Annotated in this window: 10 protein-coding genes; 6 read left to right on the forward strand and 4 right to left on the reverse strand. The window is 38.9% G+C overall.

Going from position 1 to position 14,456, the window contains the following annotated elements; all coding sequences use genetic code 11:
* Position 1: 1 nt before the first annotated feature.
* From C4H12_RS08195 to C4H12_RS08205, 3 genes are all read right to left on the reverse strand, one after another.
* Positions 2 to 511 (reverse strand): CvpA family protein, encoded by a 510-nt coding sequence (locus C4H12_RS08195; RefSeq protein WP_106098494.1) that lies wholly within the window; start codon positions 509 to 511, stop codon positions 2 to 4.
* On the reverse strand, positions 508 to 2,817 hold the full coding sequence (locus C4H12_RS08200) for a hypothetical protein (RefSeq protein WP_106098495.1): 2,310 nt from the start codon (positions 2,815 to 2,817) through the stop codon (positions 508 to 510). The genes C4H12_RS08195 and C4H12_RS08200 overlap by 4 nt, the downstream gene beginning before the upstream one ends.
* 260 nt (positions 2,818 to 3,077) lie before the next feature.
* Positions 3,078 to 4,010, reverse strand: coding sequence for a peptidylprolyl isomerase (locus C4H12_RS08205; RefSeq protein ID WP_106098496.1), 933 nt, complete (start codon positions 4,008 to 4,010; stop codon positions 3,078 to 3,080).
* A gap of 587 nt (positions 4,011 to 4,597) precedes the next feature.
* Between C4H12_RS08205 and C4H12_RS08210 the strand changes: the two genes are divergently transcribed.
* The 6 genes from C4H12_RS08210 to C4H12_RS08235 all read left to right on the forward strand — a co-directional run bounded on the left by C4H12_RS08210 (position 4,598) and on the right by C4H12_RS08235 (position 13,316).
* Complete coding sequence (locus C4H12_RS08210) at positions 4,598 to 5,401, forward strand: hypothetical protein (protein WP_106098497.1); 804 nt, start codon at positions 4,598 to 4,600, stop codon at positions 5,399 to 5,401.
* 280 nt (positions 5,402 to 5,681) lie between these two features.
* Complete coding sequence (locus C4H12_RS08215) at positions 5,682 to 5,903, forward strand: DUF2795 domain-containing protein (RefSeq protein ID WP_002673751.1); 222 nt, start codon at positions 5,682 to 5,684, stop codon at positions 5,901 to 5,903.
* A gap of 197 nt (positions 5,904 to 6,100) precedes the next feature.
* Positions 6,101 to 9,463: a preprotein translocase subunit SecA gene (secA, locus tag C4H12_RS08220; RefSeq protein ID WP_106098498.1), complete on the forward strand. Its 3,363-nt coding sequence runs from the start codon at positions 6,101 to 6,103 to the stop codon at positions 9,461 to 9,463.
* 223 nt (positions 9,464 to 9,686) lie between these two features.
* Entirely contained in the window at positions 9,687 to 11,438 is a 1,752-nt protein-coding gene (locus C4H12_RS08225) for a DEAD/DEAH box helicase (RefSeq protein ID WP_106098499.1), read from the forward strand.
* 3 nt (positions 11,439 to 11,441) lie between these two features.
* Complete coding sequence (locus C4H12_RS08230) at positions 11,442 to 12,023, forward strand: phosphatase PAP2 family protein (protein ID WP_106098500.1); 582 nt, start codon at positions 11,442 to 11,444, stop codon at positions 12,021 to 12,023.
* Between the two features lie 24 nt (positions 12,024 to 12,047).
* Positions 12,048 to 13,316: a DUF2851 family protein gene (locus C4H12_RS08235; RefSeq protein ID WP_106098501.1), complete on the forward strand. Its 1,269-nt coding sequence runs from the start codon at positions 12,048 to 12,050 to the stop codon at positions 13,314 to 13,316.
* Between the two features lie 372 nt (positions 13,317 to 13,688).
* On the opposite strand, the gene C4H12_RS08240 is transcribed toward C4H12_RS08235, so the two are convergent.
* Positions 13,689 to 14,456 (reverse strand): AAA family ATPase, encoded by a 768-nt coding sequence (locus tag C4H12_RS08240; protein WP_106098502.1) that lies wholly within the window; start codon positions 14,454 to 14,456, stop codon positions 13,689 to 13,691.

The raw sequence follows: 14,456 nt of genomic DNA on the forward strand, positions 1-14,456 counted from the left end.
ATTATTCGGGTTTTATTTCTTCTTTATTTTTATCGGGAAATACATTGGCATACACTACCTCACTAATGCTTTTTACGGGCTGGTACAACAATGAGCTATTAAGAACTGATGGAGAGAACCATTTTTCGGTTTGGAAAGTGCGCTCCAAGAACACAAATAATGAACCCACTATTACTGCCGACTTGATTAACCCGAACAAAGCACCTGCGAGGCGGTTAAGGAAACCGAGCTGAGCGGCATTAAACATTTGGGTGAGCAATTTGGCAAGGAACATTACTGCTAACATCAGGACAATGAGGGTTATGGCAAAGGCTACAACCTCAATAGTAGAGCGCTGGGCAGTGATAACTTTTTCCAACAAAGAGGCTGTAAAAAAGGAAAAGTGTATAGCCCCATAAATACCCACTACTATGGCTAAGAGAGAAGCCATCTCGATAATGAGCCCCCTCATAAAACCTCGTACTGCGCCAAAGGCTAAAATTATTAGTAATATTATATCTATTTTATTCATCGTCTGTTTGCTACTTTTTTAAAATATCCGCATTCTTTAAGAACCTCTTTGTAATACTTGGTATGAGGATATTTGCGAAGCTCCTTAAAGCCATTCCAATCCTTAAAAATTATTTCTTTATAGCCTGCGCCATACCATTCTCCTTTGTAGAAGTAGGTTTGGTTATGAAATTCATTGCGTTCTACCTTGGCAAGCATATAGGCTATTTTGGCGCGTTGCTCATCATTAGTAGCGTTTTGCTGAGCTATTTGGTAGTATTTTTTGGCGAAATTCATACTGAGCAAGAAGTCTTCATTTTCTTTTTCGACCCCTAAATCACCTGACTCACCTAAGACTCTGTTACTATAGAAGAAGCGACTATTACCGAAATAAGTACAGTTATAAAAGGCGTTGCCCAGTAGTAGGGCGTTATTATAGACATCTTCGCCTTGTTCTAATTTTTGTTGCATTTCCTTTACCTTTTCCAAGAAAGACAACATACTGTAAGGGTTACGTACTCCTTTTTGGTGTTCGCAGTCGTGGCAATCGGTGATGAAGCCATTAAAAGGATTGGCGGGGAGCTTGGCTTCGCTTCTTTTCACTTTTATATCAACCCATTTTTCGGCTTTGCTATCATACTGACGTGTATCTTCAAAAGGAGTTTTGCGCATTTGGGCTATAGCCTCATCAATATCGCCTTTGTAGAAGGCATAGAGAGCCCTGCTTTCATAGATTTCGCCTAAGGTAAATCTGTATTGTTTTGCCCAATGTTTTTCCCAGTCGGTTTTATCGGGTTTTAGTAGGAACTGCTCAATACGAATAGAGTTTTGGGCATTGGTTAAATAATGGCGCTGGGGTAAAATAATTTCGCTCATTAAATCGTTCCCTCTTTCTTTATACAAGCGAGATAGGTATGCTTTGGTAAAATCGGTTATAAAGACATCGCGCAATCGGTTTTCGGATTTTTTTAGGATGGGAGAGTTCTCGAACCATTGGAGGCGCTTTAGCAATCGTGTTTCATCACCGGAATCGATAGCATTTAAGGCTGTTATTTCATTAAAAATATCGATGAGGCGTACTTGTACTTTTTGTAGGGGGTCTTTGGCTTGTGCTTCGGCTTTTTGCAAGAAATCTTTAGCCTCGTAGTAGTTATTTTTAAAGACTTCGAGGTATCCGGCTGCTGCGTTCCAGATGTAGGGATTGGATACGTTGGCTTTATTGGCTGTTTGGATAACCCAATCGGTATTGAAATTGGTAGTGATTATTTTTCGGCGTTGCTGGTGGTAACTTTCAAGGTCTTCTATCTCGATTTCATTAATTTTTGCTTCTATGATATTGACATATCGGCTTAGGAGGAAATCGATGTGAGGGGATTTGGGGTTAATGGTTAGTATTTTTTGCATAGCTGTTTCCTCATTACCGTAATAGCCTTGCATAGCCCATAGGGCGCACTGCTCGTCGGCTGGTAGGGATGAGGCTATTTGGTTCACTTCGTAATCACGCAAGGGGTGATACTCAAAGGTGGCTGTTTGCTTATAATTATATTTGGTATTGAAGAGTGTAGCCAGAGCGGCATTGGCTTTGGCGTAGTTGCCTTGGGCTTTGTAGGCACCTGCTAAGTAGTGCAGACCGCGATAGTAGATAGAGTTTTTGGGTTGGGAGTTATGGGTTTCGTTAAAAAAGCTAATTACGGAGCTGCGGTTATTGGAGTAGAATTTGAGGCGTAGGACTTGTAGCCACATACGGTTGGCAAAGAAAGGATCGGTGGAGGCAGCGGCATTGCGGAATAGCTTTTCGGCTTTTTGTATTTCGGTATTTTGGGTGCGCTCTCTGTTGATGCTTTGGTCATAATCCCAAGGGTCGTAGGTTACGTTGGTGATATGTTCGTTACCACGGGCGAAGCCTAATACGGTAAAGAAGTTGGTTACCACGCCGCTATTTTTTTGTGGTATGGGCTTGGTAAGGCTTACTTTTCCTTTATCGGGGGCGGAGTTATATTTTTCAATATCGGGCAAGGCGTTGGGGTCGTACATAAAGTAGGAGATTGCCTCGTCGGTAAGGTTTTGGGCGAGGTATTTTTTCCAGTCGGCAAGATCATCGTTACGGAAGCTGAGAGTACCGGCGGTGATATAATCGCCGTTATAGAATAGGTTATCGGGCTCCATATACAAGGGTTCGTACGGTTTTTTATTGACGGTTACCTCGGGAGCGAAGATGGAGTTATAGTAATAGCCCCAGCCCCAATCGCCCCCACAGGCGTATAGGTAGGTACCGATGGCTGCTACTGCTAGAGAAGCTGCTATGATTAACTTTTTGATATTGGACATATTTTTTAAGTCTAACTTATTTGTTATTGTTGTTTATTAAAGTTTTACACGGGTTGTACGTTTTTTGTGTTGTGGTGTAGGTACTTGATATATTACGCGGGAAAGGTGTAATGGCTTTGCCTTGCAAAGGTAGTAAATATTTTTTTATTAGCAAGTTTTAGGGGGTGGGAATGCCCTCACCCCCATTAAATACTTACTAAGTTACTGCCGAGAACCTCTGGCTAAGGAGACTTATGAGAGGTTGTTATCGGGGTTATGTATTAGCCTACGGAGACTAATTCGACATCGAAAATAAGGGTTGCGTTGGGAGGGATTACGCCTCCTGCACCGCGGGCGCCATAGGCTAAGTGAGCGGGGATTACCAAGCGTGCTTTATCGCCTTCGTGTAGGAGGAGGATTCCTTCGTCCCATCCTTCGATAACTTGCCCTACTCCTACGGTGAAGCGAAGCGGCTCGGCACGGCGGCGTGAGCTATCGAACACGGTTTTATCGAGCAACATACCGGTGTAATGTACTGATACGGGCTTACCTGCTACGGCTTGCTTACCGGTGCCGTGGTGGGTGATTTGGTAATATAGACCGCTTTCGGTTTTTTGGAATCCTACGACTTCTTGAGCGAGGGCTGCTTCGGCTTTTCGTTTTTCTTCGGCAAGGCGAGCGGCTTTGGTTTCTTGTTGTTGGTTAAAGGCTTGTAGGGCGTCCCAGTTTTGGGCTTCGGCACCTACCCTAATGATTTCGACAGTATCAATTTTATCACCTTGAGCGATGGCATCGACCACTTCTTGTCCTTCGACCACTTCGCCAAAAACGGTGTGCTTACCATCGAGCCAAGGGGTGGGCAGGTGGGTGATGAAGAACTGACTGCCATTGGTTCCTGGGCCGGCATTCGCCATAGAGAGGACGCCTGCCTTGTTGTGCTTTAATGAAGGGTGGAACTCATCATCGAAGCGATAGCCAGGATCACCGGTGCCGGTGCCGAGAGGGCATCCGCCTTGTATCATAAAATTAGGGATGACACGGTGAAAGGTAAGTCCGTTGTAATAAGGGGTGCCTATTGGTTTTTGGGAGTTTTTCATTTTTCCTTCGGCAAGGGCGATGAAATTACCTACGGTAGCAGGGGTTTCGGCATAAGTGAGGCGTAGTAGTATAACGCCTTTGGTGGTAGTGATTTTGGCATAAATTCCGTTTTGCATATTCTTTATTAATTTTTGCGGGCAAAGATACGGAACAATTGACAATTAACAAATAATTATTGATAAGATGTTTGATTGGGGGATTGAAGATAATGTAATGTTTGGGGAGTTTTGTTGAGATTTTCGCAAAAAGAGGGGTGGGAAGCAAAATGGCTGATATACAGAGATGTAAGGTGTATCCTTCGTTTACAGTTCGTTTATAGTTCGTTTATCCTTCGCTTAAAGTAGGCAAAAGATAAGAGGTAAGAGGTAGGAGGGTGAGGCAGAAAGAGGTGATTATCAGGTGGGAGATAAGTGGTAGGGGGGAAGAAAATGAGTATGGATGTTTTTGAGATATTGGCAAAGAAAATGAGAAATAGATGAGAATTTTTTATTTTAAAGGGAAAAGGTGTAGGAGGTATGGAGGTTTTGGTTATTTGAATTAATTTTTGTAGTTTTGCAGGGTGGTATTAACAGATAAGGGCTGAGGTTACAAAGTAGTATTGAGTACATTACCAAGGGAGGGTAGAAAGAGTGCGGGACGGCTATTTCGCAAATGAAGACCTTAATACATCATCAAAGTGCTAAACAATTAAAAAGTGAATGAAATGAGATTTAACATATTCTTTTTGTTATTATGTGCCTTATGGGGGGCTGTGAGCTGCTCTAAATATCCGCCTTTTGAGAAAAATAAATGCGGGGATAATGAACTGCACGGAAGAGTGAAAACCTTAAAAGAAATAGTATATGAATACTACTACAATGAAGATGGGGAGGTAAGAAAGATTGATACATTGATTACTACTTCGCACTTTAACAAACAGGGGTTCTATACTGAAATAATTACGCCAGAAGGTAAGAAGGTGTTCACTTATCCTGAAAAAGGGGTTATACACGCATTTTACACTCCTAATGACACTACAGAAGAGAAGGCAACACATTACATACGCTTTTACAACGAAAAGGGAGATTTGGAAAGGGTTAAAAATGGGAATACTGGTAAAGTACTAAATACTTATGAATATAGCTACGACAGTAATGATAGAGCTACGGAAAGGGTGCGCTATGGGATTGTTGGGGCAGTGGAAAAAACTGTTTACCAATATGATCATATAGGAAATATGAAGAGTAAGAAAAATTATGAATCAAGACTTTTTAGCAGTGAAGAATGGGATTTTGATAGTGAATGGGAATATTCGTACAACGAAAACCGACATCCTGCTACTGAAAAACTGTATGAGGGCAAAGATACGCTTAGACATATTCTCACCCTTAGATATGAGTATACTTATGACACCCAAGACAACTACACCCAAAGAACTATTTATGCTTACTATACAAAGACAAATAAGGAACTTATCTATTCGGTAGAAAAGAGAGAAATAGAATATTATAAGGATAGTGATAAATAATTGTGGGATTATGATTACTGCTTTTTACTACTTAGATATCTGTGAGCTGACAACAAGAGTTGGGCTGGGTAGTTGGGGCATAATGAATAGCAGGAGATAACGATATGTAGTGAATACTTATTCTGCCTGCAAAAAGAAGTTTATTTAGGCAAAAAGAAATGCAAATTATAGGAATGTGCGTGCTTTTGCATTGAAATATGATAAAAAATAGAAAATATTTTTGGTACTTTCAGTTTTAAATAGTATCTTTGCGCCCAAAATTTTAAAATTCTATTAGTTTATGTATTGGACGTTAGAACTTGCCTCTTATTTGAGTGATGCTCCTTGGCCTGCTACTAAGGACGAGCTTATTGACTATGCTATCCGTACCGGTGCGCCTATGGAAGTTGTTGAGAACCTTCAAGAAATAGAGGACGAAGGTGATATGTATGAATCTATTGACGAAATCTGGCCTGATTACCCGTCGGAAGAGGATTACTTATGGAATGAAGATGAATATTAGAAAATAAAAGTCTCTGCAATGAGACTTTTTTTAATTAGCAAAATATATCAATAGCCAAATGGATAAGAGTGACAATTTGTCAGTTATTAATAGTTTGGTATATTTATTGACCAAAAAGAAAAAGTAAAGATTTTTAAAAGGCTTTGCAGGAGGCTATAAAGACTTTAGCAAAGTATCATAAAATATTAAGTATTATAATGAGTATTATAAATTCCCTTATTAAAATTTTTGTTGGTGATAAAGCCAAAAATGATTTAAAAGCCATTCAACCCATTGTTGAGAAAATAAAAACCCACGCAGCCCGTTTAGAAGCTATAAGCAATGATGAGCTACGAGCTAAAACTATTGAATTTAAAGAGCGTATAAAAGAAGCTCGTGCTACCTATGATGCACAAATTGCAGACCTACAAGCACAAGCTAACGCTACAGAAGATATTGATAAAAAAGAAGACCTTTATACTGAAATAGACAAACTAAGTGGTGAGGCGTATCAGGCTTCGGAAAAGATGCTGAATGAAATATTGCCTGAAGCCTTTGCTACAATGAAGGAAACAGCACGCCGCTTTGCGAACAATGCTACTATTGTAGTTACTGCTAATGAGCATGACCGTGAACTATCGGCTTTACATGATTATGTAAGCATTGAGGGAGATAATGCGATTTGGAAAAACCATTGGGATGCTGCAGGTAAAGATGTTACTTGGGATATGGTGCACTATGATGTGCAGCTAATAGGAGGTATTGCGCTACACCAAGGGAAAATTGCTGAGATGCAGACAGGGGAAGGTAAAACCCTTGTGGCTACCTTGCCTGTATACCTTAACGCCTTAACAGGAAATGGGGTGCATCTTGTAACTGTGAATGACTACTTGGCTAGACGAGATAGCGCTTGGATGGGGCCTTTATTTGAGTTTCACGGATTACGTGTGGATTGTATAGATAACCACCAACCTAACTCGGAAGCACGCCGCCGTGCTTATAATGCTGATATTACTTACGGAACAAATAACGAATTTGGTTTTGATTACTTGCGTGATAATATGGCACATACCCCTGAAGACTTGGTACAACGTGCTCATAACTACGCTATAGTGGATGAGGTGGACTCGGTATTGATAGACGATGCTCGTACCCCTCTTATTATATCTGGTCCTACTCCTAAAGGAGAACTACACGAATTCAATGAACTAAAACCAATAGTAGACGACTTAGTAAACAAACAACGCGCTTACCTTACCAAAGTATTGGCTGATGCACGTAAACTTATAGCTGAAGGCGATACTAAAGAAGGTGGATTCCAGCTATTACGTGTGTACCGTGGTTTACCTAAAAATAAAGCACTTATTAAGTTCTTAAGTGAAGAAGGAGTTAAACAGCTTCTGCAGAAGACAGAGAACTACTATATGCAGGATAACAATCGTGAAATGCCAAAGGTAGATGCTGAACTATACTTCGTGATTGATGAGAAGAATAACCAAATAGAACTTACTGATAAGGGGTTTGCTGATATTGCTTATGGTGGAGATAAAGATTTCTTTGTATTGCCTGATATTGGAATAGAAATCGCTAATATTGAGAACCAACATTTGCCTATAGAAGAAGAAGCTGCTCTTAAAGATAAACTATTTCAAGATTTTAGTGTGAAAAGTGAGCGCATTCACACCCTCAATCAATTGCTAAAAGCCTATACCTTATTTGAAAAAGATGTAGAGTATGTGGTGATTGATAATAAGGTGCTCATTGTTGATGAGCAAACAGGTCGTATTATGGACGGTCGACGTTATTCTGATGGTTTGCACCAAGCGATTGAAGCCAAAGAGAATGTAAAGATTGAAGCTGCTACCCAAACCTATGCGACTATTACTTTGCAAAACTACTTCCGTATGTACAGTAAACTATCGGGTATGACAGGTACTGCTATTACTGAAGCGGGTGAGTTCTGGGAAATATACAAACTAGATGTGATGGAAATTCCTACTAATCGCCCTATAGCTCGTAAAGATCATAATGACCTTATTTATAAGACTAAACGTGAGAAATACAATGCTGTAATTGATAAGGTAGTTGAACTATCGGAAGCTGGTAGACCTGTGTTAATAGGTACGACCTCGGTAGAAGTATCGGAATTACTAAGCCGTATGCTTACAATGCGTAAAATAAAGCATAATGTACTGAATGCAAAACTACATAAAAAAGAGGCTGAAATAGTAGCTGAAGCAGGACAAGCTGGGGTAGTAACTATTGCTACTAATATGGCTGGACGTGGTACGGATATTAAACTAAGCCCTGAAGTAAAAGCAGCAGGAGGTTTGGCTATTATAGGAACTGAACGCCATGATTCACGAAGAGTAGACCGCCAGTTAAGAGGACGTTCAGGACGACAAGGAGACCCAGGAAGTTCATTATTCTACGTATCATTGGAAGATAACCTTATGCGATTATTTGGTTCGGAACGTATAGCCCGCCTTATGGATAGCTTAGGTCATAAAGAAGGAGATGTGATACAACACTCTATAATGACTAAACGTATTGAAACAGCTCAGAAGAAAGTTGAGGAGAATAACTTTGGTATTCGCAAACGTCTGTTGGAGTATGATGATGTAATGAATGCTCAGCGTGAAGTAATATACAAACGTAGACGTCACGCTTTGGAAGGAGAACGCCTAAAAGTAGACTTGGCAAATATGATATTTGACACTTGCGAAGTGATAGTGGAAAGCAATAAAGGTGCAAATAATTACAGAAATTTTGAATTTGAACTTATTAAATACTTTTCACTAAAAACAAATATCACAGAAACTGACTTTGGTAAATTATCGGCTAATGAGCTTACTTTTACTTTATATCGTGAAGTATTGAACCATTATCAAGCTAAAACTGAACGAAGTGCCTTATTGGCTTTCCCTGTGATTAAAGATGTATACGAAAACCCACAAAACACTTATGAGCGTATTGTAGTTCCTTTTACAGATGGTCAGAAAATGTTAAACATTGTAACAGACCTAAAAGAAGCTTATGAAACACAAGGTAAAAAACTGATAAGTGATTTTGAGAAGAACATTACATTAGCAATTATTGACGAGGAATGGAAAACCCACCTACGACAAATGGATGAGCTAAAACAATCGGTACAATTAGCGGTTCATGAACAAAAAGATCCTCTGTTAATCTATAAGTTTGAAGCTTTCCAACTTTTCAAAACAATGATTGACAAGGTGAATAAAGATATTGTTTCATTCTTATTCAAAGCTGAATTACCTAATCAAAATGCTTCTGTCCAAGAAGCGCAAGCTCCGCAACGCACTCGTGAGCAATATCAAACTAACAAGGAAGAAACCTTGAATAGTGATGAAATGGCACAGCGCGCCCGTGAAGTAGGACAACAAGCTTCACAACGCCGTTCAGTAGTAGAGACCATAGTGCGTGAACAACCTAAAATAGGTCGTAATGATAAAGTAACTATACAAAATATTCGTACTGGTGAGCGTAAGGATATGAAATTCAAACAAGCGCAACCCCTCCTAAGCAATGGAGAGTGGATTGTAGTACCAAATAATTAGCAAATATAGTTTATAATTATAAGACTTTGCCAAAGTTTCAGGACTTTGGCAAAGTTTTTATTTTTTATAACTTACTGATAATCAATAAACATTAAAACTTATGAAAATATTTTCTTCCTCAATAACAGGTATTTACAAATAATGTTGTACCTTTGCGCCTTAATTTATTAGGTACATCACTAATTGGCAGATTAGCAAGTTACCTAATTGACACATTACATTAATGAATTTATTTGAACAATTAGGTCTTGATGAACCTATCCTCAAAGCCATCAATGATATGGGCTTTGAAACTCCTTCTGAAATCCAGCAAAAAGCCATTCCTACTCTTTTAGAAGATGGATCTGATATGGTAGCTTTAGCCCAAACGGGCACTGGAAAAACAGCCGCTTTTGGCTTCCCCCTTTTACAACTTATTGATACTGATAGCCGAGTAACACAAGGTCTTATCCTTTCGCCTACACGTGAACTATGCTTGCAAATAGCCTCTGAGTTACGCAACTATGCAAAGTACCTTCCTAAAGTGAATGTAGTTGCTGTATATGGTGGTGCAAGTATTGAAGAACAAGCACGTAGCCTAAAAAAAGGAGCTCAAATTATTGTAGCTACACCAGGGCGTATGCAAGATATGATACGTAGAGAGTTTGTAGATATTACAAACATTAACTATTGTGTGCTTGATGAAGCTGACGAAATGCTGAATATGGGTTTCTATGAAGATATTACAGCTATCCTATCACATACCCCTCAAGAAAAAAGTACTTGGCTCTTCTCGGCTACTATGCCTAATGAAGTAGCTAAAATTGCTCGTAGGTTTATGCGTAAACCTATTGAAATTACAGTAGGTACACGCAACCAAGCTACAAGCACTGTACAACACGAGTACTATGTGGTAAGCGGTCGTCATAGATATCAAGCATTAAAACGACTTGCAGATGCTAACCCAGACATCTTCTCTGTAGTATTTTGCCGCACTAAACGTGATACACAGGCTGTAGCTGAAAAACTGATTGAAGATGGCTATAATGCTGCTGCCCTTCACGGTGACCTTAGTCAGAACCAACGTGACTTAGTGATGAAATCATTCCGTGCACGCCAAATACAAATGCTAATTGCTACTGATGTAGCTGCACGTGGTATAGATGTAGATGATATCACTCACGTAATTCATTACCAACTTCCTGATGAGATAGAAACCTATAACCACCGTAGTGGACGTACAGGACGTGCAGGTAAATCGGGGATTTCGATGGTTATTTTACCTAAAAGTGAGGTAAAGAAAATTAAAACTATCGAGAAAATGATTGGGCAACCTTTTGAACAGAAACAATTGCCTTCGGGTATGGAAATCTGTGAGATACAGCTTTATCATTTGGCTAACAACCTTAAAAATGTAGAAGTAAACCCTGCTATAGATGATTATCTGCCTGCTATCTACAAAGAACTAAAAGACTTAGATAGAGAAGAACTCATCAAAAAAATATTCTCGGTAGAATTTACTCGTTTCTTCAATTATTACAAAAATGCTGAAAACTTATCGGTAGAAGAGGAAAAAAGTTCTCACAGCGGTAGTAGCGCTGATGAGGTGCGCTATTTTATAAATATAGGAGAACGTGACGGATATGACTGGAAAACCCTTAAAGACTTCCTAAAAGCGACTCTTAATTTAGGACGTGATGATGTTTTCAAAGTAGATGTTAAAAACAGTTTTTCTTTCTTCAATACTGATGCTGAACTTACTGACTTAGTAATGGAGACCTTCAACGACTTCAAACTAGATGGACGCTTCATTAATGTAGAACTTTCTAGCAAAGGAGCTGGAAGAGAGCGTAGCGGACGCAAACAAAACAGCGATAGCAGAAAACGCAATGGTGATGAAAGTAGAAATAGGAAGAAAGGCCAGCGTGAAAGTCGTAAACAAAAAACTGCTGATGCCCTACAACAAGCCTTTAAGAAAAAGAAAAAACGCAAATAAAGAATGTTAGAATACCTTATTGAAAAAGATAAGCAACTATTATGTTACCTAAATGGAATGGGTACTCCTGCGGCTGATAGCTTTTGGCTATTCATCACCCACCCCCTTGCCTCGGTACCCTTATACTTGTGCTTATTATACTTTTGTTTTAAGTATTTTCACTGGAAACAAGTAGTGCTTATCTTGGTATTCATAGCATTAATTATCACTACTACTGACCAATTAGCTAACGCTTTTAAATACGGATTTCAACGTTTTCGCCCCTGCCATGATGAAACACTTATCAATGAAATGCGTATGGTAATTTGTGGGGGTAAATACGGTTTCTTTTCGGCTCACGCTGCTAATACTATGGTTATAGCTGTCTTTTTTAGTTTGCTGCTGAAAAAATACATACGCTACATAGTTCCGCTGCTATTATTATGGTCGGTGATTGTGAGTTATAGTCGTATTTATTTAGGGGTACACTTCCCTGGTGATATACTTGTAGGACTTGCTATTGGTGCTCTTTTAGCTTCTTTGTTCTATCGCCTTTTTTTATTTACAGAAAAGAAACTTAAACTTCCAACTAAAGAAGAAGCTTAATCTTCTTGTTTTTCGTTAAAAACTATGAAAGAAGATTTCTTACACTACCTTTGGAAATACAAGAAAATACCACTGAATACTGTACTTGTTACGGGTGAAAATCTAGAGATCCTCTCCTTTGGTGCTTATAATTCTCTTTCAGGTCCTGATTTCCAAAATGCGAAACTAATTATAGGCGAGCAGCAATGGGCGGGTAATGTAGAAATGCACCTTAAATCATCATATTGGTATGCGCATGGCCATGAGAGTGATCCTGCTTACCGGAATGTAATTTTGCATGTGGTATGGGAGCACGATATAGATGTATTTGATGGTAATAACCAGCCGATTCCTACCTTAGAACTGCGAAACTTAATTGCTCCTGAACTTCTGGAGAGATATAAAACAACTATAGCTTCAGCTCACCAATTTATTCCTTGTGAAAGGGAATACTTTAGTGTACCTACTATTACTTCGGTTGGGTGGAGTGAACGCCTTTTTGTAGAACGTTTGGAAGAGAAAGCTGCTGCTGTATATGAACTTCGCAAAGATGTTAATTCTGATTGGGAGAAGGTGCTTTTTTGTATGCTTCTCAAATCTTTTGGAGGTACTGTAAATGGTGAAGCTTTCTTACAACTTGGCAAACAGCTTGATTTTAGTATCATTCGTAAAGAGCGCTCACACGCCTTGCATTTAGAAGCGCTGCTACTGGGGCAAGCGGGCTTACTACCTAAGGAAAGTGAACTTACTTACCCTCAAGAATTGGCTCAAAATTACAGCTATCTGCAGCAGAAATACAACTTAACTACTTCCTCCTTAAAAATACACTTCACAGGACTACGCCCTCAAGGATTTCCTACTATCAGGCTATCGCAACTGGCTCAATTATATGAGGCACACGAGGGGCTTTTTTCACAACTTATAGAGGCTAATACTCCTACTGCTATGAAACAGCTTTTTGCTGTAGGCGCCTCTGCCTATTGGGAAACCCACTATACTTTTTCCAAAACTTCAAAAAAAGTAAAAAAGCCTATTAGTGCGAGTCTTGTTACCCTTATTTGGATAAATGTGGTTATCCCATTGAAATATGCGTACTACCAATATTTGGGTAAAGATATGAGTGAGTCTCTGATAGCTGAAATACGTTCTGTTCCGCCTGAAAGTAATAATATTATCAGCCAATTTGGCTTATTAGGAGCTTCTGTTCTTTCTGCTTTTGATACCCAAGCCTTGTTACAACAATACAAACATTATTGCCAGCACAAACGCTGCTTAAACTGTGCTATAGGGATTTCGATTTTAGGCAGGAAATAAATCTTTTTCTTCCCAATATGCCAAAGAACAAAGTAATTTTCTAGAACTTTTACTGTGCAAAATTGGTATGATTGGGTTTGTTATACAAATAGTTGTAGCAGCACGGAACAGTTTTGTAAAGTTTAAAATAGCTAATAGGGTTGATTACAAGGATTTTGATACTAGCTTGCTAACTGTGATTCTTCTTACTAACTATGGTTCGCGAGATACCCGGTTGCGCCAGCGAGATGACTATCCTTCGTTTATACTTCGTTTATCCTTCGTTTATCGTTCGTTCAGGGAGTATCTATCTTTCTGGAAATCTGGAGGTTACTTATATTTATCTTCTTAAATATCTGTAAAATAGATGTTTATATTTTGAGGTGAAGGGAGTTAAATACGTTGTAAAAATTTATGCCAGCCTTCAGTATCTTCTTTTAGACTGTAGTCCTTATATACCTGATCAAACTCACGGAAAAAAGCACGAGGGTTATTAAGAAAGTTTTTGGCAACTATATAGTGGTCTACTTCTTCTAAATGAGTCCTTTTCATCTCTTTTTTGGTAATTTGGTAAATGACTGCATCGGGCATTGCCATTAGTATGGGTGAATGGGTTGTGATAATGAACTGAGAATCAAAATCTTCTAAGTGTTTTTTGATAAGATAAATCATATCAATCTGATGTAAAGGAGACATTGCGTTTTCGGGCTCATCTAATATAAAAAGACCCTTACGTTTCATTTTTTGAAAGAGAATATGGAAAAAAGCTTGACCATGAGAAAAAGAAGAAAGATTTTGCCCATAAGTGTAAAGCATATTCTTTTTAAAGCTTTCATTGGAATTTAAGACATAATCACCAAAGTCCTCTGAACGGAAGAAGAAACCAGAAGGATCTTGTATCATATCAATTTCTAAAGATTCAGCAAGATCTCTAATAGGTTCAAATAATTTTTCTTGAAAGCCCAACATATTATTAATACGAGGTAAATTCAGTTTACAAGCAATGGTTTCGATAAGGGTAGATTTTCCTACTCCATTATCACCTACAATAAAGGTTACCCGTTGGTCAAGGTTGATACTTTTAGCATAACGTATGGCTTCAGTATCATAAGGATATCCAATAGTTCTATGTGTTTGAATATTTACAGAACGAATATACAT

This window comes from Capnocytophaga sp. oral taxon 878 (genome assembly GCF_002999135.1).
Classification (GTDB): domain Bacteria; phylum Bacteroidota; class Bacteroidia; order Flavobacteriales; family Flavobacteriaceae; genus Capnocytophaga.

What these genes read in the sequence shown, in the direction of transcription:
- C4H12_RS08195 (WP_106098494.1), bottom strand. Translation starts at nt 511, where the DNA reads ATGAATAAAATAGATATAATATTACTAATAATTTTAGCCTTTGGCGCA.
- C4H12_RS08200 (WP_106098495.1), bottom strand. Translation starts at nt 2,817, where the DNA reads ATGTCCAATATCAAAAAGTTAATCATAGCAGCTTCTCTAGCAGTAGCA.
- C4H12_RS08205 (WP_106098496.1), bottom strand. Translation starts at nt 4,010, where the DNA reads ATGCAAAACGGAATTTATGCCAAAATCACTACCACCAAAGGCGTTATA.
- C4H12_RS08210 (WP_106098497.1), top strand. Translation starts at nt 4,598, where the DNA reads ATGAGATTTAACATATTCTTTTTGTTATTATGTGCCTTATGGGGGGCT.
- C4H12_RS08215 (WP_002673751.1), top strand. Translation starts at nt 5,682, where the DNA reads ATGTATTGGACGTTAGAACTTGCCTCTTATTTGAGTGATGCTCCTTGG.
- secA (WP_106098498.1), top strand. Translation starts at nt 6,101, where the DNA reads ATGAGTATTATAAATTCCCTTATTAAAATTTTTGTTGGTGATAAAGCC.
- C4H12_RS08225 (WP_106098499.1), top strand. Translation starts at nt 9,687, where the DNA reads ATGAATTTATTTGAACAATTAGGTCTTGATGAACCTATCCTCAAAGCC.
- C4H12_RS08230 (WP_106098500.1), top strand. Translation starts at nt 11,442, where the DNA reads ATGTTAGAATACCTTATTGAAAAAGATAAGCAACTATTATGTTACCTA.
- C4H12_RS08235 (WP_106098501.1), top strand. Translation starts at nt 12,048, where the DNA reads ATGAAAGAAGATTTCTTACACTACCTTTGGAAATACAAGAAAATACCA.
- C4H12_RS08240 (WP_106098502.1), bottom strand. Translation starts at nt 14,456, where the DNA reads ATGTATATTCGTTCTGTAAATATTCAAACACATAGAACTATTGGATAT.